The organism is Flavobacterium sp. WG21 (genome assembly GCF_000335775.1).
Taxonomy (GTDB): Bacteria; Bacteroidota; Bacteroidia; order Flavobacteriales; family Flavobacteriaceae; genus Flavobacterium; species Flavobacterium tructae.
The window spans coordinates 1-22,574 of sequence record NZ_AMYW01000045.1 but is presented as its reverse complement, the minus strand read 5'-3'; the positions used below and the strand labels follow the sequence as shown (position 1 = coordinate 22,574).

General features: G+C 36.0%; 23 protein-coding genes and 1 tRNA gene. 9 read left to right on the top strand and 15 right to left on the bottom strand.

The features are described from left to right. The first annotated feature begins 3 nt into the window (after nt 1–3). The 4 genes from C245_RS0121245 to C245_RS0121230 all read left to right on the top strand — a co-directional run bounded on the left by C245_RS0121245 (nt 4) and on the right by C245_RS0121230 (nt 3,258). Nucleotides 4–537: a GNAT family N-acetyltransferase gene (locus C245_RS0121245; RefSeq protein WP_017498634.1), complete on the top strand. Its 534-nt coding sequence runs from the start codon at nt 4–6 to the stop codon at nt 535–537. Between the two features lie 10 nt (nt 538–547). Next, a complete protein-coding gene (gene mltG, locus C245_RS0121240) occupies nt 548–1,588 on the top strand; it encodes an endolytic transglycosylase MltG (RefSeq protein ID WP_017498633.1) in 1,041 nt (346 codons plus the stop codon). Between the two features lie 2 nt (nt 1,589–1,590). After that, nucleotides 1,591–2,511, top strand: coding sequence for a DUF2279 domain-containing protein (locus C245_RS0121235; RefSeq protein ID WP_017498632.1), 921 nt, complete (start codon nt 1,591–1,593; stop codon nt 2,509–2,511). A gap of 99 nt (nt 2,512–2,610) precedes the next feature. After that, nucleotides 2,611–3,258, top strand: coding sequence for a hypothetical protein (locus C245_RS0121230; RefSeq protein ID WP_017498631.1), 648 nt, complete (start codon nt 2,611–2,613; stop codon nt 3,256–3,258). 278 nt (nt 3,259–3,536) lie between these two features. On the opposite strand, the gene C245_RS0121225 is transcribed toward C245_RS0121230, so the two are convergent. From C245_RS0121225 to dnaA, 11 genes are all read right to left on the bottom strand, one after another. Continuing rightward, nucleotides 3,537–3,851, bottom strand: coding sequence for a GIY-YIG nuclease family protein (locus C245_RS0121225; protein ID WP_017498630.1), 315 nt, complete (start codon nt 3,849–3,851; stop codon nt 3,537–3,539). A gap of 342 nt (nt 3,852–4,193) precedes the next feature. Further along, nucleotides 4,194–6,335, bottom strand: coding sequence for a methylmalonyl-CoA mutase (gene scpA, locus C245_RS0121220; RefSeq protein WP_017498629.1), 2,142 nt, complete (start codon nt 6,333–6,335; stop codon nt 4,194–4,196). 43 nt (nt 6,336–6,378) lie between these two features. Beyond that, nucleotides 6,379–7,743: a methylmalonyl-CoA mutase subunit beta gene (locus tag C245_RS0121215; protein ID WP_017498628.1), complete on the bottom strand. Its 1,365-nt coding sequence runs from the start codon at nt 7,741–7,743 to the stop codon at nt 6,379–6,381. Nucleotides 7,744–7,759: 16 nt separating this feature from the next. Then, nucleotides 7,760–8,092: a septum formation initiator family protein gene (locus C245_RS0121210; protein ID WP_017498627.1), complete on the bottom strand. Its 333-nt coding sequence runs from the start codon at nt 8,090–8,092 to the stop codon at nt 7,760–7,762. A gap of 132 nt (nt 8,093–8,224) precedes the next feature. After that, nucleotides 8,225–8,833: a uridine kinase gene (gene udk, locus C245_RS0121205; RefSeq protein ID WP_017498626.1), complete on the bottom strand. Its 609-nt coding sequence runs from the start codon at nt 8,831–8,833 to the stop codon at nt 8,225–8,227. 218 nt (nt 8,834–9,051) lie between these two features. After that, nucleotides 9,052–9,933 (bottom strand): SDR family oxidoreductase, encoded by an 882-nt coding sequence (locus C245_RS0121200; protein ID WP_017498625.1) that lies wholly within the window; start codon nt 9,931–9,933, stop codon nt 9,052–9,054. A gap of 77 nt (nt 9,934–10,010) precedes the next feature. Then, nucleotides 10,011–11,138: a methionine aminotransferase gene (locus C245_RS0121195; protein ID WP_017498624.1), complete on the bottom strand. Its 1,128-nt coding sequence runs from the start codon at nt 11,136–11,138 to the stop codon at nt 10,011–10,013. A gap of 50 nt (nt 11,139–11,188) precedes the next feature. Further along, the gene (locus tag C245_RS0121190) at nt 11,189–11,605 is read right to left on the bottom strand and encodes an energy transducer TonB (protein ID WP_017498623.1); all 417 of its coding nucleotides are present in this window, start codon (nt 11,603–11,605) and stop codon (nt 11,189–11,191) included. 20 nt (nt 11,606–11,625) lie between these two features. Then, a complete protein-coding gene (locus C245_RS0121185; RefSeq protein ID WP_017498622.1) occupies nt 11,626–12,339 on the bottom strand; it encodes an SAM-dependent methyltransferase in 714 nt (237 codons plus the stop codon). A gap of 34 nt (nt 12,340–12,373) precedes the next feature. Next, on the bottom strand, nt 12,374–12,841 hold the full coding sequence (locus C245_RS0121180; protein WP_026110208.1) for a low molecular weight protein-tyrosine-phosphatase: 468 nt from the start codon (nt 12,839–12,841) through the stop codon (nt 12,374–12,376). 9 nt (nt 12,842–12,850) lie between these two features. After that, nucleotides 12,851–14,278 carry a chromosomal replication initiator protein DnaA gene (dnaA, locus tag C245_RS0121175; protein ID WP_017498620.1) on the bottom strand — a complete coding sequence of 476 codons (1,428 nt, stop codon included), beginning with the start codon at nt 14,276–14,278 and terminating at the stop codon, nt 12,851–12,853. 186 nt (nt 14,279–14,464) lie between these two features. On the opposite strand from dnaA, the gene C245_RS0121170 reads away from it, so the two are divergent. Beyond that, on the top strand, nt 14,465–14,869 hold the full coding sequence (locus tag C245_RS0121170) for a thioesterase family protein (protein ID WP_017498619.1): 405 nt from the start codon (nt 14,465–14,467) through the stop codon (nt 14,867–14,869). 31 nt (nt 14,870–14,900) lie between these two features. Here the strand turns inward: C245_RS0121170 and C245_RS0121165 are convergent, their stop codons facing one another. The 3 genes from C245_RS0121165 to ribD form a co-directional block, all read right to left on the bottom strand. Then, nucleotides 14,901–15,533, bottom strand: coding sequence for a YigZ family protein (locus tag C245_RS0121165; protein ID WP_017498618.1), 633 nt, complete (start codon nt 15,531–15,533; stop codon nt 14,901–14,903). Nucleotides 15,534–15,706: 173 nt separating this feature from the next. Continuing rightward, the gene (locus C245_RS0121160) at nt 15,707–16,309 is read right to left on the bottom strand and encodes an HAD family phosphatase (RefSeq protein WP_017498617.1); all 603 of its coding nucleotides are present in this window, start codon (nt 16,307–16,309) and stop codon (nt 15,707–15,709) included. Beyond that, entirely contained in the window at nt 16,302–17,351 is a 1,050-nt protein-coding gene (ribD, locus tag C245_RS0121155; protein ID WP_017498616.1) for a bifunctional diaminohydroxyphosphoribosylaminopyrimidine deaminase/5-amino-6-(5-phosphoribosylamino)uracil reductase RibD, read from the bottom strand. The genes C245_RS0121160 and ribD overlap by 8 nt, the downstream gene beginning before the upstream one ends. 109 nt (nt 17,352–17,460) lie before the next feature. Between ribD and C245_RS0121145 the strand changes: the two genes are divergently transcribed. Further along, the gene (locus C245_RS0121145; protein WP_017498614.1) at nt 17,461–17,946 is read left to right on the top strand and encodes a GNAT family N-acetyltransferase; all 486 of its coding nucleotides are present in this window, start codon (nt 17,461–17,463) and stop codon (nt 17,944–17,946) included. An 85-nt stretch (nt 17,947–18,031) separates the two neighbouring features. Further along, on the top strand, nt 18,032–18,886 hold the full coding sequence (prmC, locus tag C245_RS0121140) for a peptide chain release factor N(5)-glutamine methyltransferase (RefSeq protein WP_017498613.1): 855 nt from the start codon (nt 18,032–18,034) through the stop codon (nt 18,884–18,886). Nucleotides 18,887–18,990: 104 nt separating this feature from the next. Here the strand turns inward: prmC and C245_RS0121135 are convergent, their stop codons facing one another. Then, on the bottom strand, nt 18,991–20,235 hold the full coding sequence (locus C245_RS0121135; protein ID WP_017498612.1) for an ABC transporter permease: 1,245 nt from the start codon (nt 20,233–20,235) through the stop codon (nt 18,991–18,993). 209 nt (nt 20,236–20,444) lie between these two features. Here C245_RS0121135 and hisS point away from each other — a divergent pair, with 209 nt between their 5' ends. Both hisS and C245_RS0121125 read left to right on the top strand, forming a co-directional pair. Next, complete coding sequence (gene hisS / locus C245_RS0121130; protein WP_017498611.1) at nt 20,445–21,872, top strand: histidine--tRNA ligase; 1,428 nt, start codon at nt 20,445–20,447, stop codon at nt 21,870–21,872. A gap of 426 nt (nt 21,873–22,298) precedes the next feature. Beyond that, nucleotides 22,299–22,369, top strand: a tRNA-Trp gene (locus C245_RS0121125). The last annotated feature ends 205 nt before the right edge of the window (nt 22,370–22,574 follow it).

The window sequence follows — 22,574 nt, the reverse complement described above, 5'->3', positions numbered from 1 at the left end:
CAAATGATAACACTCAAAGGCGATTCAATTTATCTGCGGGCACTGGAACCTGACGATCTGGAGTTTGTGTATGCCATGGAGAATGATGAGCGCATTTGGGAAGTCAGTAACACCCAAACGCCCTATAGCAGGTTTTTGATCCGCCAGTATCTCGAAAATGCACAGCAGGATATTTATGAGGCCAAGCAATTGCGTTTGGCGATCTGTCAGGATCAGGACTTTCCGGCGATCGGATTAATTGATTTGTTTGAATTTGATCCGAAAAATAACAGAGCAGGGATTGGGATAGTCATTCAAAAGGATGAAAACAGAAATCAAAAAGTTGGATCTGAGGCATTAGGACTTTTAATTAAGTATGCATTTCACCATTTAAATTTGCACCAATTATATGCAAATATTGCTATGGGAAATGCAGCAAGTGTAGCTCTTTTTACTAAATTTGGCTTTGAGAAAATAGGAATTAAGAAGGACTGGGTTTTGCTCCATAACAAATATCAGGATGAAGCAATGTTTCAGTTAATTAATAAACACATTTAAATTTAAAACTTTGAGCATAAAAAAAATCATCACGTTAACTGCTGTTGCCGTAATTTCAGTTTTATTGGTTTACGGATTTATTTTAATTAGTAAAATCTTCAGTGCCAATACCAAATTCGAGGAGAAAGAATTGTACGTGTATGTTCCAACTGGAGCAAAGTATACCGATGTGAAGAAAATATTGGAGCCCTATATCAAGAATTTCGAAGATTTTGAAATGGTGGCTAACAAAAGAAGTTATCCTGAAAATGTAAAGTCAGGTCGTTTTTTGCTTAAAAAAGACATGAACAATATAGATTTGGTTCGCGCTATGCGTTCTAATGTTCCGGTAAAATTAGCTTTTAATAATCAGGAGAGATTGGAAAATTTTGCAGGAAGAGTAGGTTCTGAAATCGAAGCAGACAGTTTATCGCTATTGAAAGCCTTTAGAGATCCGGAATTTTTAGCTGCAAATGGTTTTAATGAAGAGAACGTCTTCGCTATGTTTATTCCGAATACTTATGAAATCTACTGGAATACTTCAGCAGAGAAGTTTCGTGATAAAATGATCAAAGAATATCACAATTTTTGGACTGCAGAGAGAATCGAAAAGGCAAAAAAGCAAGGATTAACTCCGGTTCAGGTTACTATTTTAGCTTCCATCGTTCATAAAGAGTCCGTAAAGAAAGATGAAAGACCTCGTATTGCAGGTGTTTATTTGAACCGTTTACGTTTAGAAATGCCATTACAGGCTGATCCAACGGTAATTTACGCTTTAAAACTTAGAAACAATAATTTCGATCAGGTAATTAAAAGAGTTTTTTACAACGACTTGATTATGAAATCGCCTTACAACACTTACGTGAATATCGGACTTCCCCCGGGACCAATTGCAATGCCTGATATTACAGCCCTTGATGCTGTTTTAAACCCGGAGAAAAACGATTATATTTATTTTTGTGCAAGCGTCGAACGTTTCGGATACCATGAATTCGCTGCTACTTTGGCAGAACACAATGTAAATGCAAAAAAATATTCAGACTGGATTGCTAGTCAGGGAGTAACAAGATAGTTTTGAATTTTAAAAGCATATTTTTTTTATCGGTTTTAGGGTTTTGGAGTGTTTTTTCTGTAAACGCTCAAAGCAGGGTTGAAAGTTTTTTAACACCTTCGGATACTTTAAATAAAAAAAGACAAAATACAGTCATAATTACCGAAGCTACTCTGGCTTCGGTAACTTTGCTTGGTTTGAATCAGCTTTGGTATGCTGATTATCCCCGCTCTAATTTTCACTTTATAAATGATAATAACGAATGGCTTCAGATGGATAAGGTGGGGCATATGTATTCTGCCTATCATTTAGGAAGATTTGGTGCTGAAATGATGAAATGGAGTGGTGCTGATCAAAAAAAACAATTAATTTACGGTGCAGGTTTTGGCTTTGCCTTTCTGACGGCTGTCGAAGTATTGGATGGATTTTCATCAGAATGGGGTGCATCTTCAGGAGATGTTATTGCTAATGCCACCGGTACTGCCTTATATGTTTCTCAGGAATTACTTTGGAAAGAACAGCGTATTGTTCCAAAATTCTCTTTTCATACTACACAATATGCAAATTTAAGGCCTAAAGTATTGGGAAGTTCGTTAAATGAACAGCTTTTGAAAGATTATAATGGGCAAACCTATTGGCTCTCTGTAAATCTTCATTCTTTCGCGAAAGAGAGTAAAATTCCAAAGTGGTTAAATGTAGCCTTTGGGTATGGAGCCGATGGAATGTTAACCGGAAATTTACAAAATGATAATCCTGATTTCACACAAAACCCGAAAAGATTTCGTCAGATTTATCTTAGTTTTGACGTAAATTTGAACAAAATTGAAACAAAATCACATTTTTTAAAGACTATTTTTTCCATTTTTAACACGATAAAAATTCCGGCGCCAACTCTCGAATACTCCGCCAATAAAGGGCTTAAAGCGCATGCCTTCTATTTTTAGAAAACATTAACTTGTTGATTATCAGTATAATTTGTTTTTTATTACCTTTGCACCGTAGAAATTTCAAAAAGGTGACAGCGTTTTGAAGAAAAACAATTTATGATAAAGAAGTGGTATTTTTATGCGAGTTTGATCGTTATTATTACATTTTTGACTTTGGGTTTTAAACCCTTTAATCTGGAAACCAAACCGTGGTTTCTAATAGAAAAAACAGATGGATCTGAATACGTATTTCCATCACAGGAAGAGGATGATTATCCTACCTTACACAAATTAAACACCCCATTTACCGGAAAACGTCTTATTGGATTCAAAGAAGCTGTAGCTTTTAAGGAATCTCAAGGGAAATATCGTTTGGTAAATTCGCTAGGTTATATGGGGAAATATCAATTTGGGACTCAGGCACTGAGAGCTATTGGTGTTCAAAACAACAAAGCCTTTTTAAAAGACCCTGCCTTACAGGAAAAAGCATTTCTGGTGTTATTGTCTAGAAACAAATGGATTTTACGCAATGAGATCGAAAAGTATGAAGGGAAAATTATTAACGGTATTGAAATTACAGAGTCTGGTATTTTGGCTGCTGCTCATCTTGGTGGTGCAGGTTCAGTTAAAAACTTTTTTAAGAACAAAGGAGGGCAACACTTTAGAGATGCCTACGGAACTTCTTTAAAAAGTTACCTTAAAGCCTTTGGCGGTTATGATCTTTCGTTTATTGAAGCGGATAGTAACGCTACAATACACCATTAATAAAGTGTAAGCTTTATAGAAAAAACCTGCTTTTAACAGCAGGTTTTTTTATACTTGTTTTTTTATCAGTACTTATCCTTGTCATTTCGACGAAGGAGAAATCACATAAGAAGCTCGACAAAGATTGGCAGTTTCTTTGAGGAATTTCTTTGAGGAGTTTCTTTGTAGAATTACTGTTGTGATTTCTCCTTCGTCGAAATGACACGCTGAGTCTGAAAATGGATGGTGATTTTCTTTATAGCATGCTAGAGATCCTATTGTAAAATTTACGTTTACTATTAAAAATAATGATTAAGAAACTCAAATACTGGATTTTGTTCTTTAATTAATGCTAGTTTTTTATCTCTATTCCATTTTTTCAACTCTTTTTCTCGTGTAATAGCCTCGTGAATCCAAGTGAATTTTTCGTAGTATACTAAAAATTGAATATTATATCTTGATGCAAATGTTTTTGTACCGTTTTCTATATTTTGTTTGTGCTGATGTAATCTTAGTTTTAAATTGTTAGTAACACCAATGTAAAAAGTCGAACGATGTTGGTTGGTTATAATATAGACATAATAAGTATGAAAGCCAGATTGAGGATTGAACATAATATATTATTTTGTACGAATATACTTTGTTTTATTGTTTGTTTTGAAAAATTTTTTCATGCCGTGTCATTTCGACGAAGGAGAAATCACATAAGAAGCTCGGCAAAGATTGGCAATTTCTTCGTGGAATTTCTTTGAGGAGTTTCTTTGTAGAATGGCTCGTGTGATTTCTCCTTCGTCGAAATGACAATTGGAGTGTGACAATAGGAGGCTGGCAAAGATTGAAAGTTTTTTTGTTGAGAAAAATACAGAATAAAAAAAGAGAGACATTTGTCTCTCTTTTGTAAAATTTTATTCTTCAGTTTAAACCTGTAGTGAAAACAGGTTTCTTTACATTGTATTTTAATCAATTAAAATTTCTAAGATTTTAATGGCCGCTTCACTAATTTTTGTTCCGGGACCAAAGACTGCTACCGCTCCGGCATCAAAAAGAAATTGGTAATCCTGAGCAGGAATTACTCCTCCTACAATGACCATAATATCTTCGCGGCCGTGTTTTTTAAGCTCTTCAATCACCTGAGGGACTAAAGTTTTATGTCCGGCAGCCAGTGATGAAACTCCTAAGATGTGAACGTCATTTTCAACCGCTTGTTTGGCAGCTTCGGCCGGAGTTTGGAAGAGCGGACCTATGTCTACGTCGAAACCTACATCGGCATAACCTGTCGCAACTACTTTTGCACCTCGGTCATGTCCGTCTTGTCCCATTTTAGCAATCATAATTCTGGGACGTCTTCCTTCTTGTTTGGCAAAGGCATCAGCTAATTGTTTTGCCTTTTCAAAATTCTCGTCATTTTTTATTGCTGCACTATACACACCGCTAAAGGATTTAATTTGTGCTTTGAATCTGCCGAATACGCTTTCAAGGGCATCGCTAATCTCTCCTAAAGTCGCTCTGTTTCGGGCTGCTTCAATTGCGATTGCGAGTAAGTTACCTTCTCCGGTCTTTGCACAATGAATTAATTTTTCGAGTGATTGATTTACTTTTTCAGTATCTCTGGTTTCTTTAATTTTTTGAAGTTGATCTACTTGCTGCTTGCGAACCATTTGGTTGTCAACATCCAGAATGTGTAGAGGATCTTCTTTTTCTAATCGGTATTGATTTACACCAACAATTATATCTTGTCCGCTGTCTATTCTGGCCTGTTTTCTTGCCGCAGCTTCTTCGATTCTTAATTTCGGAATTCCCGCCTCAATAGCTTTGGTCATCCCGCCTAATTCTTCCACTTCTTCGATAAGTTTCCAGGTGCTTTTGAGAATTTCATCGGTTAAGCTTTCTACATAATAACTTCCTCCCCATGGATCAACGGTTTTGGTAATTTTAGTTTCTTCCTGTAAAAAGATCTGCGTATTACGCGCAATTCTTGCCGAGAAGTCAGTAGGTAAAGCAATAGCCTCGTCTAATGCGTTTGTGTGCAAGGATTGTGTTCCTCCAAAAGCAGCTGCTGTGGCTTCGATACAAGTTCTGGCGACATTATTAAACGGATCCTGTTCAGTTAAACTCCATCCACTAGTCTGACAATGGGTTCTCAGCGCCAAAGATTTATCACTTTTGGGATTGAATTGTTGTACCAGTTTTGCCCAGATCATTCGACCTGCTCTCATTTTGGCAATTTCCATAAAATGATTCATTCCGATAGCCCAAAAGAAAGACAATCGGGGAGCAAAGTCATCAATACTCATTCCGGTAGAGAGACCGGTTCTAATATATTCCAGACCGTCTGCTAAGGTATAGGCCAATTCGATATCGGCAGTGGCACCCGCTTCTTGCATGTGGTATCCCGAAATTGAAATAGAGTTGAATTTGGGCATTTTTTGACTCGTAAATTCGAAGATATCAGCAATGATCTTCATCGAAGGAGTCGGAGGGTAGATATAGGTGTTACGTACCATGAACTCTTTCAGAATATCGTTTTGAATGGTTCCGGATAATTTCCCAATTGGTACGCCCTGTTCTTCTGCCGCAACGATATAAAAAGCCATAATAGGTAAAACGGCTCCATTCATAGTCATTGAAACCGACATTTCATCAAGCGGAATCTGATCGAATAGTATTTTCATGTCTTCGACAGAATCGATGGCTACCCCGGCTTTTCCAACATCACCAACTACTCTTTCATGATCGGAATCGTAACCACGATGGGTAGGTAAATCGAAGGCAATCGAAAGTCCTTTTTGTCCGGCAGCCAAATTTCTTCTGTAAAAAGCATTACTCTCTTCAGCGGTCGAAAATCCTGCATATTGACGAATCGTCCACGGACGTCTTACATACATGGTAGCGTAAGGTCCGCGCAAGTTGGGTGCAAACCCGGCTCCAAAATCAAGAAATTCTAGATCTTCAAGATCCTTTTCAGAGTATCTTTTTTTGAGCTCAATTCCTTCGGCCGTGGTGAAGTTATGCGTTACGGGTTCTGAGTTATGTGCCAGTTGGTCTAACTTTTCACGGTTAACATCTAACTTAATATGTGTAAGGTCTTTTCTAATCATGGAGACTCTTCGTTGTATAGTTTAATTAATTACTTTAAAAAGATTATTCAAGTTCCAATCGCTCCTGCTCCAGTTTTTCGGCTAATCTTTTTTCTATTATTGGAGTAATTAATGTTTTTCTTGGTTTTATTTTTACGAAAGGAAACAATTCTAAATCATGTTTCATTTTGTCTTCTTTATTCGGATGTTTGTTCGTACCTAACAGAATCTCCTTTTTAGAATCGAATAATTCCTGTTCTTTTTCAGCACTTTCCTGAATTTTCTTCTTGATCGTTCCGTCATTTAAAAGTTTTAAGAATCCTCCATTTGCTTCAATGTCTTTAAACAAGGTTAAGCTTTTTTCGGCCAGCTGCATCGTCAGGCTTTCAATGTAATAACTTCCGTCTGCCGGATTATCAACCTTGTCAAAATAACTTTCATGTTTTAAAACCAGTAATTGATTGCGGGCAATACGATCGCCAAATTCATTGTCTTTATGATACAAAGAATCGTAAGGCAGGTTGGCTACAGCATCTGCACCGCCTAAAATGGCCGACATGCATTCTGTGGTTGTGCGCAACATGTTAACATTGTAATCGTAAATCGTTTTATTTCGTTTGGTCGGAGTTACTACTAAATGACATTCTAAGTCAGGATTATATTCCGCAGCGATTAATTTGAAAAGCATGCGCAAGGCACGAAGTTTCGCAATTTCAAAGAAATAATTAGTTCCTACTGAAACTTCAAAAACAATTGGTTTTAAAGTATTCGGAAAGCGGTTCAAATATTCATTGGCGTGTGCTAAGCTATAAGCAATTTGCTGCGTGATAGTAGCGCCTGCATTTTGATACAAACCCGAGTCGATACTTAAAAATGAAATATTGGTTGTCGTTTTTGAAATTTTTTCCAGCGTTTCAAAATTATTTTTATCTGCTGTAGAAAACCAGTTTCCTTCTCTTGCCAATTGTCCAATAGGGTCAATATTGCAATAAAAAGTAGCTTTCTTCTGAATTGAAATCTGGTCCAATAGTTTTACGAAATCGATTGAAATGAAATTCAAATTAAAGTAAACAATTCTGTTTTCTAAAGGAAGTGTTTCCAGTAATTTTTGAACATCAATGGTTTTGTCTTCAATTGTGAAACGCAGACTTTCAGCGCCTCTTTCAAGTGTATTGATGGCTCTCTGAATTGATTTGTCAATATCGTAAACAAAAATGTTCTGGCAAATTTTAAAGTTGGATACCTGAGTTTTTACCGTTGCGGCCTTTGTAAATTCATCAGTGTGGTAAAATGGCTTTACCTGAATGTCTTCGGGAGAATTCCAAATTACAGTTTGGTTGTAATCGGCTCCATCTAATTCAAACTGAATTTTTTGTTTCCATTGTTTGGATGAAATCGGACTAAAATCGTCGAACAGGGTAGTGGCCATTGTATATTTTTTCGGGTTATTCTTTATCTTGAATGGTATCTCCTTCAAAATGTATGATGTAAATATCTTCGCTGTCTTTTTTCATAAAGTACTTCTCGCGGGCATATTTTTCAATTTGTTCAGGATTTTTGAGCTGTTTGATCTGTTCCTGATCTTTTTTTATTTCGTCCTGATAGTATTTTTTATTGTCTTGTAATTCATGAATCTGGTTGTCCAGAAAACGATGATCAAAATAAGAATAATTATCTAAGAATAACATCCATATTACAAAAAAGAGCAACACCCAAACGTATTTATTGCCCAGGAGTTTAAACCATTTTTTGTCTTTATATGGGTTTTTAATTTTCATTTAACCGATTGCGTTTTATAATTTCGATTGATGTTTTGGTTTTGATAGAAGTGATACTCCTTTTGTGCCATTTTCAGGCACAAAAGTTGAAATGTATCTTCTAAGTTTGATGCACTAAATTTACAATAAAAATTATAAAATTCGCTGATTAATTACAGCCCGGACTACATCAATGGCCACGGTATTGTATTTGTCGTTTGGAATTATAATGTCGGCGAAAGCCTTAGAAGGTTCTATAAACTGTTCGTGCATTGGCTTTAAGGTGTTTTGATAACGTGTTAAAACCTCGTCAATATCACGTCCGCGTTCTGAAATGTCTCTTTTTAAACGACGGATTAATCTTTCGTCTGAATCAGCATGAACAAAAATTTTGATGTCAAAAAGATCACGTAATTCCGGATTGGTTAGAATTAAAATTCCCTCAACAATCATTACTTTTCTTGGGTGAGTTGAAACCGTATCGTCGGTTCTGTTGTGTTGTATGAAAGAATATACAGGCTGGTCTATGGTTTCACCTGCTTTTAAAGCTTTAAGGTGTTTTACCAGTAATTCAAAATCGATCGCGCGCGGGTGGTCGAAATTGATTAATGCTCTTTCGTCAAATGACAAATTGTTAGTCTCTTTATAATACGAATCCTGAGAAATTACACCCACTTCTGTGTCCGGTAATTCATTCATGATTTGGTGTACTACTGTCGTTTTTCCACTTCCTGTTCCTCCTGCAAGTCCAATAATGAGCATAAAATTTGTGTTATATATTTGTTCGGCAAAAATAATAATTTAAGTGGATTCATAATGGTATCCGAACTTTAAAATTGAATTTATGCGGATAAGTTTAACTAAGGTTTTGAAAGGATTACAGGAACTATGCAAAAAAAATCCCGATAGCATTGCCATCGGGATTTGGTGCAATCAGTATAGTTTTAATAAAATATTCTGAATTTAGTAAGCACTTGTAATTATTTATTCTTTTTGGCTTTAATCATCATTTCAAGCTGATCCCAAAGTTCTTCCGGGATTGCTTCCAGTAAATTAAACTGTCCGGCACCTTTTAACCACTCCCCACCATCAATTGTAATAACATCTCCATTTACATAAGCTGAAAAATCTGAAACTAAATAAGCTGCCAGATTGGCCAATTCCTGATGATCGCCTACACGTTTTAAAGGTACTTTTTTCGCCATATCGAATTTTTCGGCAAGATCTCCCGGCAATAATCGATCCCAGGCTCCTTTTGTAGGGAATGGCCCCGGAGCAATTGCGTTAGAACGAATTCCGTATTTTGCCCATTCAACGGCCAAACTGCGGGTCATCGCCAGTACTCCCGCTTTTGCGGTTGCACTTGGTACTACATAGGCCGAACCTGTCCAGGCATAAGTTGTAACAATATTTAAAATCGTAGCAGAAGTTTGTTTGGTGTCGATCCAGTGTTTTCCAAAGGCAAGCGTACAGTTTTTAGTACCTTTCAATACAATATCAATAACCGTATCAAAAGCATTCGCAGATAAACGTTCTGTTGGCGAGATGAAATTTCCAGCAGCATTATTCAAAAGAACATCTACTTTTCCAAAAGTTTTTAAAACTTCCTGAAGCATGTTCTCCACTTCTTCGTAATGACGAACGTCACATTGAAGCGGTAAACATTTTCCTCCGGTTTCAGTTTCAAGTTCAGCGGCAGTGTTTTTAAGCTTTTCTAAATCTCTTGAAGTAATGGCTACTTGAGCCCCTAATTCTAAAAAGTATTTGGTCATGGCTTTTCCTAAACCGCTTCCTCCGCCTGTAACAACAATGACTTTGCCTTTTAAAGCGTCATCTCTTAACATTTTATCTGTATAGCTCATATGTATTTCTTTTTATTACAATATTAATTAAATAAATAGGATGCACGCATAATAATGTTATAAAATTTTAATAAACTTTAAATATCACCTAATTTTTTTGCGGCAGCTTCTAGTGTAAAATTGTCTTTAGCAAAGCAAAAACGGATTAGCTTTTGATCTTTGTGGTCGGAATAAAAAGTAGAAATCGGAATTGCGGCGACGCCATGTTCTGTGATTAATTTTTTACAGAAAGTAACATCGTCATCGGCTGAAATATTGGCATAAGAAGCCACCTGAAAATAAGTTCCTTCGCAGGGTTTTAATTCAAATCGGCTATTTTGAAGTAGTTTTTGAAAATAATCTCTTTTTTCCTGATAGAACTTTCCAAGTAAATTGACGTCGACAATCTCCAGATATTGACTGATAGCAGCCTGTGAAATACTATTCACACTAAAAACCAGAAACTGATGTACTTTTTTTATTTCCTTCATTAAGTGTTCCGGAGCAACGGTGTAGCCAATTTTCCATCCCGTAATATGAAATGATTTTCCAAAAGAAGAAACCATGATACAACGGTTCAAAAGAAAATCTTTGGTATGTGCCGAAATGTGTTTTTCTTCAAAAGTAATGTATTCGTAAACTTCATCAGACAGGACAAGAAGGTCTGGGTGTTTGGATAATAATCTCTCTAAGTGAGAAAAATCATCCTGAGTCAAAATTTTACCTGTTGGATTATGCGGATTGTTGATGATAATCATCTTCGTTTTTGAAGAACAGGCTTTTTCGATCGTTTCCCAATTTGGGGTGTAATCGTTATTTAAAGCGACACGAACAGGTTTTGCGTTGCACAACAAAACAGGAGATTCATACGAATCGTAGCTCGGATCCAGAATGATGACTTCATCACCGGTTTTGACCAAAGCTAAAACTGTAGTGAAAATTCCCTGAGTGGCCCCCGCTGTTACCAGAATTTCGGTTTCCGGATGAATGGTTCTGTTGTAAGATTTCTGAACCAATTGTGCTATTTGTTCCATCAATGGAGGGAATCCTGCCATTGGAGTATATTGGTGCACGTTTTCTTTTGCTAATCGCGCAATGATATCGGTCAATCTTTCATCAACAGGGAAATTCGGGAATCCTTGTGAGAGATTTATTGCGTTGTATTCCGCTGCCATTTTAGACATGACCGTAAAAATACTGGTGGTTACATTGGGAAGTTTACTCATGATAAAGTTTGATTAGGGGAAAACTTGTGAGTGATACAGATGAATATTGTCTAGCTTATAGTTATCACGCCTGTATTCAAGGTTCTTACTTCTTTTGTTTTATGCTTGCCGGGCTTCCATTTTGCAGCAGACTTTAAAACACGCGTTGCTTCATCTCCGGTTTTGAAACCAAGATCTCTTATAATCTTTATATCACTAACAGAACCGTCTTTTTCGATGATAAAAGTGAAGTAGATTTTTCCTGTTAGATTCGGTTTTTCAGTGGGTTTTATAAAATTTCTGTTAAGGAAGGCAGTGAATTCAGTGACACCGCCAGGGTATTCGGGTTTTTCCTCTATTCCTTTGAGATCATAGACAGTATTGTCATTCGAAATTGAACTTGCTGTTGTTTTTTCGGATTCTTTGTTGGTTTGCGAAAATGTAATTTGGACAAAGCAGATCAGAAGTAGGAGAAGAAACTTTTTCATTATGAATACGGTTTAATAGTTTACATTTTATGAATAATAAAAATAGTAGGGCGTTTGTCAATATCTACTTTTAGTTTTTTCCAATCCGAAACCCGCATTGTTTTAATGAATTCTGTTGGTAAAGTAATATCTGTTGCAATACAAAGATGTGTTGACGGATTTAAAATCTGTAAAAGATCTTCGATTAATTTGTTGTTTCTATACGGAGTTTCAATAAAAAGCTGTGATTGGTTTTTATCTTGTGATAATCTTTCGAAATGACGAATTGCTGATTTTTTTTCGTCTTTATCAATAGGTAAATAGCCATTGAAAGTAAAACTTTGTCCGTTCATTCCGGATGCCATCATGGCCAATAAAATAGAAGATGGTCCCACTAAAGGTACCACCTGAATTCCTTTTTCATGTGCCAGTTTTACAATTACGGCACCGGGATCAGCAACACCGGGACAGCCGGCTTCGCTCATTAATCCAACATTTTTTCCTTCCAGTAAAGGTTTGATGAAGTCTAAATGTTCGCTTGTTTCTGTGCGTTTATTAAGAGTAAAAAGAATCAGTTCAGATTGTTTTTTTTCCGGCGAGACTGCTTTTATGGATTTACGGGCCGTTTTTTCGTTTTCAACGATATAGTGATCTATAAAATCGATGCTTCTTTTGACAGTTTGAGGTAAAACATCCATAGGGTCGCTTTCGCCCATTGTTGTTGGAATTAAGTATAGTTTTCCCAGGAGTTTCATAGATGTCTTTTTATTTTGTTAGGAAAAGAAGAGCTTATGAATGTTTTTCGATAAGTTTCTTCGAGATGATATCGGTTACTTCGTCTAACATTTGATATACATTTTCAAATCCGTTGGTAACGCCAAAGTAAGGATCCGGAACATCTACGTTTTCATCCGGAAATAATTCGTCTAAAATCAGACGGACTTTGTTTTTATGTTCTTCAGTCTGAGCCAGTTTTATAACGTCGTCATAATTAGAAGAATCCATCACGTAGATGTAATCAAAAGTATTGAAGTCAGCAGGTTTGAATTGTCTACCTTTTTGGTTTCCAATGTCGAGGCCGTTTTTTTTGGCTACTGCTATAGATCGTTTATCAGGGGAGTGTCCTACATGCCAGGATCCGGTTCCGGCTGAGTCAACGATGAAATTATTTTTGGGTAATTTTGAAGCTAAAATACCTTCAGCTAAAGGTGATCTGCAAATGTTTCCCAAACAAACCATTAAAATTCTTACTGGCATGATGCGCGTTTATAGCGTTAGTTTTTTGTTGATGTCTTCGACAAATTTTTTGAATTGTTTGTCTGTAGAAACTAAATTGTCAACTGTTTTGCAAGCGTGTAATACGGTAGCGTGGTCGCGATCTCCAATTTGTGAGCCAATGTTTGCCAAAGAAGCTTTGGTGAATTTCTTTGCAAAAAACATGGCCAATTGTCTCGCCTGTACCACGTGCCTCTTTCGGGTTTTAGATTGAAGTGTTTCAACATCCAACTGGAAATAATCAGACACAATTTTTTGAATATAATCGATAGAGATTTCTCTCTTTACATTTTTAACAAATTTCTCTACAACACTTTTGGCTAACTCAATAGTAACTTCTTTTTTGTTGAACGAAGACTGAGCAATTAAGGAAATAATAGCTCCCTCTAATTCTCTAACGTTACTCTTGATGTTACGTGCCACATATTCAATAATATCTTCCGGCATTTCAACACCATCACGATATAGTATGTTTTTTAAGATAGAGATGCGAGTCTCGTAATCCGGTTGGTGCAGCTCGGCAGAAAGACCCCATTTGAAACGGGATAATAAACGCTGCTCGATATCCTGCATGTCAACAGGTGCCTTGTCCGAAGTAAGGATTACCTGTTTTCCGTTTTGATGTAAATAGTTGAAAATATGGAAGAATACATCCTGAGTTCCTGATTTTCCGGATAAAAACTGAACGTCGTCAATAATTAAAACATCGATTAACTGATAAAAATGAATAAAATCATTACGATTGTTCTTTTTAACAGAATCAATATATTGCTGCGTGAAAATTTCGGCAGAAATGTATAAAACCGTTTTTTCAGGGTATTTGTCTTTTACTTCCACACCTATAGCATGTGCCAAGTGTGTTTTTCCTAATCCAACTCCTCCAAAAATCAATAACGGATTAAAGGAAGTTCCTCCAGGCTTGTTGGCAACTGCCATACCTGCAGAACGGGCTAAACGGTTTGAATCTCCTTCAAGGAAATTATCAAAACTGTAATTTGGATTTAACTGAGATTCAATTTTTAAATTTCGGATTCCCGGAATTACAAACGGATTCTTAAGTTCAGGATTTAGGTTTTTAAACGGAGCATCAACCTCTTGAGGTTTCATCGGAACTCTGTTGGAACTAGGCAGCTGCTCGGTAAACGGCTGTTTATTTCCATAAGTGTTCTCCATTTTAATTTTATAGAGTAACTTTGCGTTTTTTCCCAGTTCTTTGGTAAGTGCAACTTTCAATAATTTTACGTAATGCTCTTCGAGCCATTCGTAGAAAAATTTACTTGGTACCTGAATGTATAACGCGTTATCGGTTAGTTCAACTGACTTGATTGGCTCAAACCAAGTTTTGTATGCTTGATCTTGAATATTGTCCTTTATAAAAGACAAACAGTTTTCCCATACCGATTGAGCAGTTTTAGTCATAGATTCAAATAAATTTTCTTATTATTGATAAAGATTCTCCTAATAAAAAAGGAGCAGTTTTATTCCGTATTTCGGGATAACAAATATGTGAACAAATTTCTGTAAAAAAAATATTTTGAACTCTAATTTTATAAAAAAAAGTTGTAAGTAAACTTTTTAAACTTAATTTTTTTTAATCTGAAAATAATGAAAAATCATCAAACGCAAGTGCGTGTCCGTTACTCTGAAACCGATCAAATGGGCGTTGTTTATCACGGAAATTATGTGCCATATTTTGAGATTGGACGAGTGGAATGGCTTAGAAATAAAGGGATTTCGTATAAAAGCATGGAAGAAAGCGGTATTGGATTGCCAATTGTTTCAATGCAGATAAATTATAAAAAATCGGCACGTTACGATGAGCTTCTTACTATTCATACAGCTTTCAAAAGTCAGTCATCTGTTAAGATTGAATTTGATTGCGCGATCTATAACGAAGCAGGTGAGTTATTAACAACTGCTGTGTTTATTTTAGTATTTATTTCGTTAAAAACAGGTCGTCCGACAGCACCCCCAGATTACATTTTAGAATTGTTTAAAACACTGGTATAATTGTTAAAATGTGTCCCCTTTTAATGTCAAATTATATAATTTTAATATCGATTTCAAACATTAAATCAAAAATGTCGAATATTGTTTCGGCATTTTTTTTGCGTGTTTTGGTTGTTATTTTGCCAATTGGAAGTCCTGTGTCTTCATTAATCTCCATTTCCTGAGCTGTAATTTCGAGTTTTTTTTCTTTTATAACCCGCATTACCCGATTCATATTTTTGTAATCAAAAGAGATTAAAAAGTGAACGTCTATGGTCTTTTCTATAATCTCACATACTTCCAGCGCCATTTGTGCCGTTGTTTTGTAAGCAGTGATTAGGCCGCCAACACCTAGTTTAATTCCTCCGTAAATCCGAACCACTACTACTAAAACGTTGGTTACGCCAAAAGATTGTATCTGTCCGTAAATTGGTGCGCCTGCAGTGTTACTGGGTTCACCGTCGTCATTGGCGCGGTAGGAAATTTTGGGTGCGGTTCCTAATTGGTAAGCATAACAATAATGTACGGCATGGGGATGCTGTTTTTTTAGGTTCTCAATAATAGGTTTTACCTCGTCTTCACTTTCGATAGGATAGGCATAGCCAAAGAATTTGCTGCTTTTTTCTTTTAAAAGCACTTCTTCAGATTCAAAAGAAATGGTCTGGTACGTATCGTTAATTTCCAAATTGAGTTTGATTTTTTTTAGCCACTGATTAAAAAAGATTAAATGGATTTTATCTTTTTGTGTTTATGATTGATTTCTAAACTAGGGTTGATTTTTTTAGTCACAGATTATAATTGTAATGAAATCGGCGCAATCGGCGTAAAAAGAATTATTTTAATCTGTGGCAGAAAATGTTAAAGGATTTGTTTGTCAAATAAATCAATAACATCTTCTTGTCCAACTTGTAAATTCCAGACATGAAATCCCAGTGCTGCGGCTGAATCTGTATTTTCTTTTTTATCGTCTACAAACAAAGTTCTTTTTGGGGATAGTTCGTGTTTGTTGATGAGATATTGAAAAACTTCTGCATTTGGTTTTCGCATGCCGATTTCAAATGAAAAATAAACTTTTTCAAAGCATTGATAAAAATCACTGTAAAATGAAATGCCGGTTTTGTTTTCGAAAGTTTCAATGTGTATAGAGTCAGTATTACTCAATAGAAACAAGCGGTATTTTTGAGACAGCAGTTGTAAAAATTCCAGTCGGTATAACGGGAAATCTGCTAAAATGGCGTTCCATGCTTCCAGAATTTGTTCCGTAGTGGCATTTGGAAGTTGTTTTTGAAAGCCTGCCAGAAAATCCTCAGTTGAAATGTCTCCGGTTTCAAACAAAAGATTCAATTGATCTAATTCTGCATTCCATTCTTTTAGTCCTAATTTCTGTAATCCCGAAATAGTTGCCTGTTTGTCCAGATTGATGAAAATATCTCCAAAGTCAAAAATTATAGTATCAATCATGATTTCTAATGTTTAATAATTCGTCGTCGAGAATACTGGTTTTTGTCACGTTTTCTTTTGGAATAAGTGGTGCTTTAGTTCCGTTTTTGAAAGAGGTTTTTCCAATAAAAATACGGGCTTCGTCCCAAATATTCTGGTCTATAAAGGACTGTAAAGTCTTAGCGCCTCCTTCGATAATAACAGACTGAATCTGATTTTGATACAAAGCTGTTGTGATCTGCGGTACAATGCTACGATCAAAATCGATTACTGTAAAGGTAGTGTTTTCTGTTGGAAGGCTGGTTTCAGATTTTGTAAATACGATGGTTTTTACGCTATCGTCAAAAACAAAACTGTCTTTTGAGATGCGGCTATTTTGATCCAAAATAACCCTCACAGGATTATTCCCTGACCAATCTCTGGTATTTAATTTCGGGTTGTCATCAATAATAGTTTGAGTTCCCGCTAAAATTGCCTGTTCTTCACTTCTCCATTTGTGAACCAATTGTCTGGAATAGGAATTGGTGATCCAAATAGGTTTTCTTTCTGCATCTTTTTGTTTTTCAGGAGATAAAAAACCATCCTGACTTTCGGCCCATTTTAATAGTATATAAGGTCTCTGTTTTTGGTGAAAAGTAAAAAAGCGTTTGTTAAGTTCGTAACATTCTTTTTCTAAAACTCCAACAGTAACATTTGCTCCGGCTTCGATTAGTTTTTTGATACCCTTTCCTGCTACTTTTTCATTGGGATCAACTGTTCCAACAACCACATGTGGAATTTTATGCTCTATAATTAAGTCACAACATGGAGGTGTCTTCCCAAAATGGCTGCAAGGTTCTAGACTAACGTATATCGTCGCTTTGCTTAACAGTGATTTGTCTTTTACAGAACGTACGGCATTAACCTCTGCATGTGGTTCTCCCGCTTTTTTATGCCAGCCTTCTCCGATGATTTGATTGTTGTAAACAATTACGCTTCCAACCATGGGGTTCGGATAAGTAGTTCCAAAACCATTTTGAGCCAGTTCGATGCAGCGTTTTATGTATTTTTCATGTATATTCACGATACAAAAGTAGTTAATTTTGAGTTTAGTCCCGATAGTTTTGGGGGAGTTAAGCAACTATCGAAAAAGTATTTTTACTTTTGTAATGATATTAAAGGAGTAATAAAATATGGAAAATTGGAGTATTAGAACGATTAAAAAAGAAGACAATCAGGCAGTTGCACATTTAATACGATCCGTTTTTGATGAAATGGAAATACCTAAAGTAGGGACTGCTTATGAAGATCCGTATTTAGATTTAATGTTTGAAGAATACAATAAGCCGAAATCAGTTTATTATGTGGTTGAAAAGGAAGGTGAAATTATAGGCTGCTGTGGAGTTGCGCCTTTAGAAAACGGTTCTCCGGAGATCTGTGAATTGCAGAAAATGTATTTCTTGCCGAAAACCAGGGGCTTGGGAATTGGAAGTGTGATGATGGAGAAGTGTTTAGAGCAAGCGAGAATTTTTGGTTTTGAAAAATGTTATATCGAGACGATGCCTTTTATGCATGCCGCGCAAAAATTATATGTAAAATCAGGTTTTGAATATTTAGAAGCTCCTATGGGTAACACAGGTCACAGTTCCTGTCCTGTTTGGATGTTGAAAAAATTATAGGAAATTAGTGTAGCAAATTAACGTTACAATACTTATCTTGTAATACGGTTGCCCTTGGCTGAAAAATAATGCTCAAATACCCAAAATGAAAATCAAACAATATCGGACTCAGTTCATTAAAGATTTATCACCCTTTTACGATGCGTATGAAGCGGAAAGTTTTTTTTATTTAATTCTTGAAGATAAGCATCAATTGCGACAAATTGATTTGGCATTGAATCATGAATTGGCTTTTTCAGAAGATGATTTTCTGATTTGGGATTTTTTAGTACTGCAATTAAAGAAAGAAGTTCCGATTCAGTATTTGTTAGGTAAAACTCATTTTTATGGCTTAGATTTCGAAGTCAATGAAAATGTTCTGATTCCCCGTCCCGAAACAGAAGAATTGGTGGAATGGATTATTAATGATAATTCAGGAGGAACTAAATCAAAAAAAATCAAGATCCTTGATATTGGAACCGGCAGTGGCTGCATTGCCATTTCTTTGGCAAAAAACCTTCCCCATGCAGAAGTGTATGCAATTGACGTTTCTAAAAAAGCAATAGCAACCGCTAAAAGAAATGCAGTCCGGAATAAAGTTGAAGTTACTTTTATGCTTCAGAATATTTTAGAGACAGAAGAATTGAAACACAACTTTGATATCATTGTTTCGAATCCGCCTTATGTGCGGAATTTAGAAAAAGAAGAGATTAAAAAGAATGTTTTGGACTATGAGCCGCATCTTGCTCTTTTTGTAGACGATAACGATGCTTTGATTTTTTACAGAAAAATTGCTGAACTGGCCAGAGAAAATCTTTTGCAAAACGGACAATTGTACTTCGAAATCAATCAGTATCTGGGGAAAGAGATGATTGATTTATTAGAAAAGATGAATTTCAACAATATTGAACTGAAAAAAGATATTTACGATAATGATCGTATGATTAAGGGAACTGTTTGAGTTTGCAGTCGCAGTTTCAATTTTTAGTCTCAGTCTCAGTCTCAGTTTTCAGTCATACAACTAACCGTAAACTGTAACTGGATACCGCGACTGAAAACTAGAAATTATTCATATCGTAATGCTTCAATCGGATCCAGTTGTGATGCTTTTATTGCCGGATATAAACCTGAAACTATAGCAACCATAAAACTGGTAGCAAAAGCAGCAAAGATAGCTACCCACGGAATTACAAAAGCAAAATTCATTGCGGCTGCAAAGGCAAATCCAACAAGAATTCCTAATACAATACCAACCAAGCCGCCTATTTGACCAATTAATAAGGTTTCGATAAAAAACTGTACTGAAATCGTTATTTTGGTTGCTCCCAGGGCTTTTCGAACACCAATTTCACGGGTTCGTTCTGTAACCGAAACAATCATAATGTTCATTAAAGCAATGGATGACCCCAGAATCGTGATGATGCTAATAATCCAGGAGGCCCATCCCAGATATTTGGTGATTCCCAGAATTCGGTTAATTAAATCGTCACTTCTTCCAATACCAAAATTGTTATCACGAACAGGGCTTAATTTACGAACCCTGCGCATCGTACTTGTGGCATTGTCTACAGCTTCGTCCAAAAGTTCTTTTTTTGAAACCATCACGCTAATGGTGTAGTTGATTTTTGGGGTAGTAAACAAAGATCGTGCGACCTGAATTGGAATTAAAACACGTAAATCCTGACTGTTTCCGAAGGTTGAGCCTTTTTCTTTTAAAACACCGATCACTTTGAAGCGGGCACCACGGATAGAGATAATTTTATCAATTGGATTAACGTCTTTTAGTAAGCCTTTTTCAAAATCAGAACCTACAACACACGAGTAAGTATTGTTTTCAATGTCGAATTGGTTGAAAGAACGGCCTAAAGTAGTTTCCAGACCTGAATTAGAGATAAAATGTTCGTCGACACCAACAATCGTAATTTCCGGATCGGTTTTTTGGTCTGAATATTTTACTTCAGCTTTAGAGGTAGCAGTAAAAGAAAGTGAAGTTTCGGTAAAAGGATATTTGTATTTATTTTTGAAGGCTACTGCCTCCGGGTAAGAAATAATCGGATTGATGATTTCGCGTTCGTTTCCTCCTCTATTTTTTAGATTGTTTTCGTATTGATTGATGTTAAAGGTGTTGGCACCCATGGATGCAAAATTGGTCGAAACCGTATTCTCAAGTGCCGTAACGACCGTCAGGATTCCCACCAAAGCGGTAATTCCGATAGCAATAATTAAAACGGTAAGAATCGTACGCAGCAATTGAGTTTTGATAGAACCAAAAGCAATTCGGATATTTTCTTTAAATAATTTTAGCATCATGATCTATTTGTCACGAAAATACGTTTTTTGTTACAAGTTTGTTTTCGAAGTGGTATTATTTATTTTAAAAAGTAAGATATTTGCAGTCGTTCAGAATCTGAGAAAAAGAAGTTCTGAAAAGACAGTAATTCATAAGGAGATTTTTAAATTTTAAGATTCAAAAAAAAATCTAATAATCTAAAGATCCAAAAATCTAATAATCTAAAAAAATGGCTTCAAAACCAAGCATACCACAAGGGACAAGAGATTTTTCACCAGCGGAGGTGTCAAAACGTCAATATATTATTCAGGTTATCAAACATAATTTTGAGAAATTTGGCTTTCAGCCGATTGAAACCCCTTCATTTGAAAATTCAGATACTTTGATGGGGAAGTACGGGGAAGAAGGAGATCGTTTGATTTTTAAAATATTAAATTCAGGAAATTTTTTCTACAATAAAAGTAAAATTGAACTGCCAAAATCTATCGAGCAGCTTCAGGCTGTTTCTGCTGATAAAATTACTATTGCAGAAAGAGTTGAATTAAATTCGTTTACAAAACAAATTTCTGAAAAAGCATTGCGTTATGACTTAACAGTTCCATTTGCGAGATATGTAGTGCAGCACCAGAATGAAATCGAATTTCCGTTTAAAAGATATCAGATTCAGCCGGTTTGGAGAGCTGATCGTCCGCAGAAAGGGCGTTTTAGAGAGTTTTTCCAGTGTGATGCCGATGTGGTGGGCTCAAAATCGTTGTGGCAGGAAGTAGAATTAGTGCAATTATACGATACCGTTTTTACTGCATTAGGTTTAGAAGGGGTAACCATTAAAATCAATAACAGAAAAATTTTATCCGGAATTGCTGAGGTGATTGGTGCTTCTGATAAATTAATTGATTTTACGGTGGCTCTTGATAAACTGGATAAAATCGGTGAAGATGGCGTGAAAAAAGAAATGATCGAGAATGGTATTTCTGAAGAAGCATTGGTAAAAGTGCAGCCTCTTTTTAGTTTTACCGGAACTTTTGCAGATAAAATCAATCAGCTTTCTGATTTATTAGCTGCGTCAGAAGAAGGAATGAAAGGCGTGGAGGAGCTTAAATTTATTTGTGACAATGTGGCAACTTTAGGATTGTCGACAGCTACTTTAGATTTAGATGTGACTCTTGCTCGTGGATTAAACTACTATACCGGAGCCATTTTTGAAGTAGCGGCTCCAAAATCAGTTTCGATGGGTTCTATCGGAGGTGGTGGAAGATACGACGATTTGACGGGTATTTTTGGTTTGAAAAATATGAGTGGTGTTGGAATTTCTTTTGGACTAGATCGTATTTATTTGGTTTTAGAAGAACTTCAGTTGTTCCCGGAAACTGTTTCGGCGACTTCAAAAGCATTGTTTATTAATTACGGAGATGCAGAGGCTTTGTATGCGTCACAGGCCATTCAGAAATTACGTCAGGAAAATATAAAAGTTGAACTTTATCCGGATAACGTAAAAGTAGGGAAGCAGTTTCAATATGCTGATAAAAGACTGATTCCTTTCGCAGTAATTGCGGGAGATCAGGAAATCGCTTCAAATTCGTATTCACTTAAAAACCTGGTAACAGGCGAGCAGATTACGGTAGATTTTGAAGGATTGAAAAATGCTTTGCTGGCTTAGATTTTTATGCTGAAATAAAATATTTTTTTTGCGCAGATTCAGTCGAATTTGCGCATTTTTTTGTTTAAACGAGATCTAAAAAAGGAATAATTCGAGAATTCGTGGCAGAAAGGAGACAAGTCTGACGTGATTATTTTTCACGCAGATTCGGCAGATTCGGCAGATTTTTTGTTTTTATGTAAGCTTGTTAAGAACTAATTCGTGAATTCGTGGCTAAAAAAAGATAAGTTTGGCTTAGTTTTTACTTCAGGCAGGTTTACTTTTAAATCCGATGGTAAATGGTCTGCTCAAAGAATGTTTTCTGTAATTCGTTGCAGAAGAAAAAGTTAGATGAAGAGCTGTGGCGTTGCTGATTTTTTATTGAATTAAAAGCAGTGAAATAGTTGGCGGAAGAGAAAAAAAACGTTTAATTTGCGACTTCAAAATACGGGCGTAGTTCAAGGGTAGAATAGCGGTCTCCAAAACCGTTGATGGGGGTTCGAATCCCTCCGCCCGTGCAATAATAGTCTTACTTCCTCTGTTGAAGATTATTGCTTTACTGACTTAATTCTTTATGTCAGTTGGATAAGTTGGAGTGTTTTTTTGTCTCTCATAGATTCTGTAAATTTATTTTGGTTGAAAAGCCACATTAGAAATAATTTGCGAATTCAAGGCGATCAAAAAAAATGTTCTGACACAATCACAAAAGAAATCATAAAAAAA

Coding starts and splice junctions, on each gene's coding strand:
- C245_RS0121245 (WP_017498634.1), top strand. CDS start 4: ATGATAACACTCAAAGGCGATTCAATTTATCTGCGGGCACTGGAACCT.
- C245_RS0121230 (WP_017498631.1), top strand. CDS start 2,611: ATGATAAAGAAGTGGTATTTTTATGCGAGTTTGATCGTTATTATTACA.
- C245_RS0121225 (WP_017498630.1), bottom strand. CDS start 3,851: ATGTTCAATCCTCAATCTGGCTTTCATACTTATTATGTCTATATTATA.
- scpA (WP_017498629.1), bottom strand. CDS start 6,335: ATGATTAGAAAAGACCTTACACATATTAAGTTAGATGTTAACCGTGAA.
- C245_RS0121215 (WP_017498628.1), bottom strand. CDS start 7,743: ATGGCCACTACCCTGTTCGACGATTTTAGTCCGATTTCATCCAAACAA.
- C245_RS0121210 (WP_017498627.1), bottom strand. CDS start 8,092: ATGAAAATTAAAAACCCATATAAAGACAAAAAATGGTTTAAACTCCTG.
- udk (WP_017498626.1), bottom strand. CDS start 8,833: ATGCTCATTATTGGACTTGCAGGAGGAACAGGAAGTGGAAAAACGACA.
- C245_RS0121200 (WP_017498625.1), bottom strand. CDS start 9,933: ATGAGCTATACAGATAAAATGTTAAGAGATGACGCTTTAAAAGGCAAA.
- C245_RS0121195 (WP_017498624.1), bottom strand. CDS start 11,138: ATGAGTAAACTTCCCAATGTAACCACCAGTATTTTTACGGTCATGTCT.
- C245_RS0121190 (WP_017498623.1), bottom strand. CDS start 11,605: ATGAAAAAGTTTCTTCTCCTACTTCTGATCTGCTTTGTCCAAATTACA.
- C245_RS0121185 (WP_017498622.1), bottom strand. CDS start 12,339: ATGAAACTCCTGGGAAAACTATACTTAATTCCAACAACAATGGGCGAA.
- C245_RS0121180 (WP_026110208.1), bottom strand. CDS start 12,841: ATGCCAGTAAGAATTTTAATGGTTTGTTTGGGAAACATTTGCAGATCA.
- dnaA (WP_017498620.1), bottom strand. CDS start 14,278: ATGACTAAAACTGCTCAATCGGTATGGGAAAACTGTTTGTCTTTTATA.
- C245_RS0121170 (WP_017498619.1), top strand. CDS start 14,465: ATGAAAAATCATCAAACGCAAGTGCGTGTCCGTTACTCTGAAACCGAT.
- C245_RS0121160 (WP_017498617.1), bottom strand. CDS start 16,309: ATGATTGATACTATAATTTTTGACTTTGGAGATATTTTCATCAATCTG.
- C245_RS0121145 (WP_017498614.1), top strand. CDS start 17,461: ATGGAAAATTGGAGTATTAGAACGATTAAAAAAGAAGACAATCAGGCA.
- prmC (WP_017498613.1), top strand. CDS start 18,032: ATGAAAATCAAACAATATCGGACTCAGTTCATTAAAGATTTATCACCC.
- C245_RS0121135 (WP_017498612.1), bottom strand. CDS start 20,235: ATGATGCTAAAATTATTTAAAGAAAATATCCGAATTGCTTTTGGTTCT.
- hisS (WP_017498611.1), top strand. CDS start 20,445: ATGGCTTCAAAACCAAGCATACCACAAGGGACAAGAGATTTTTCACCA.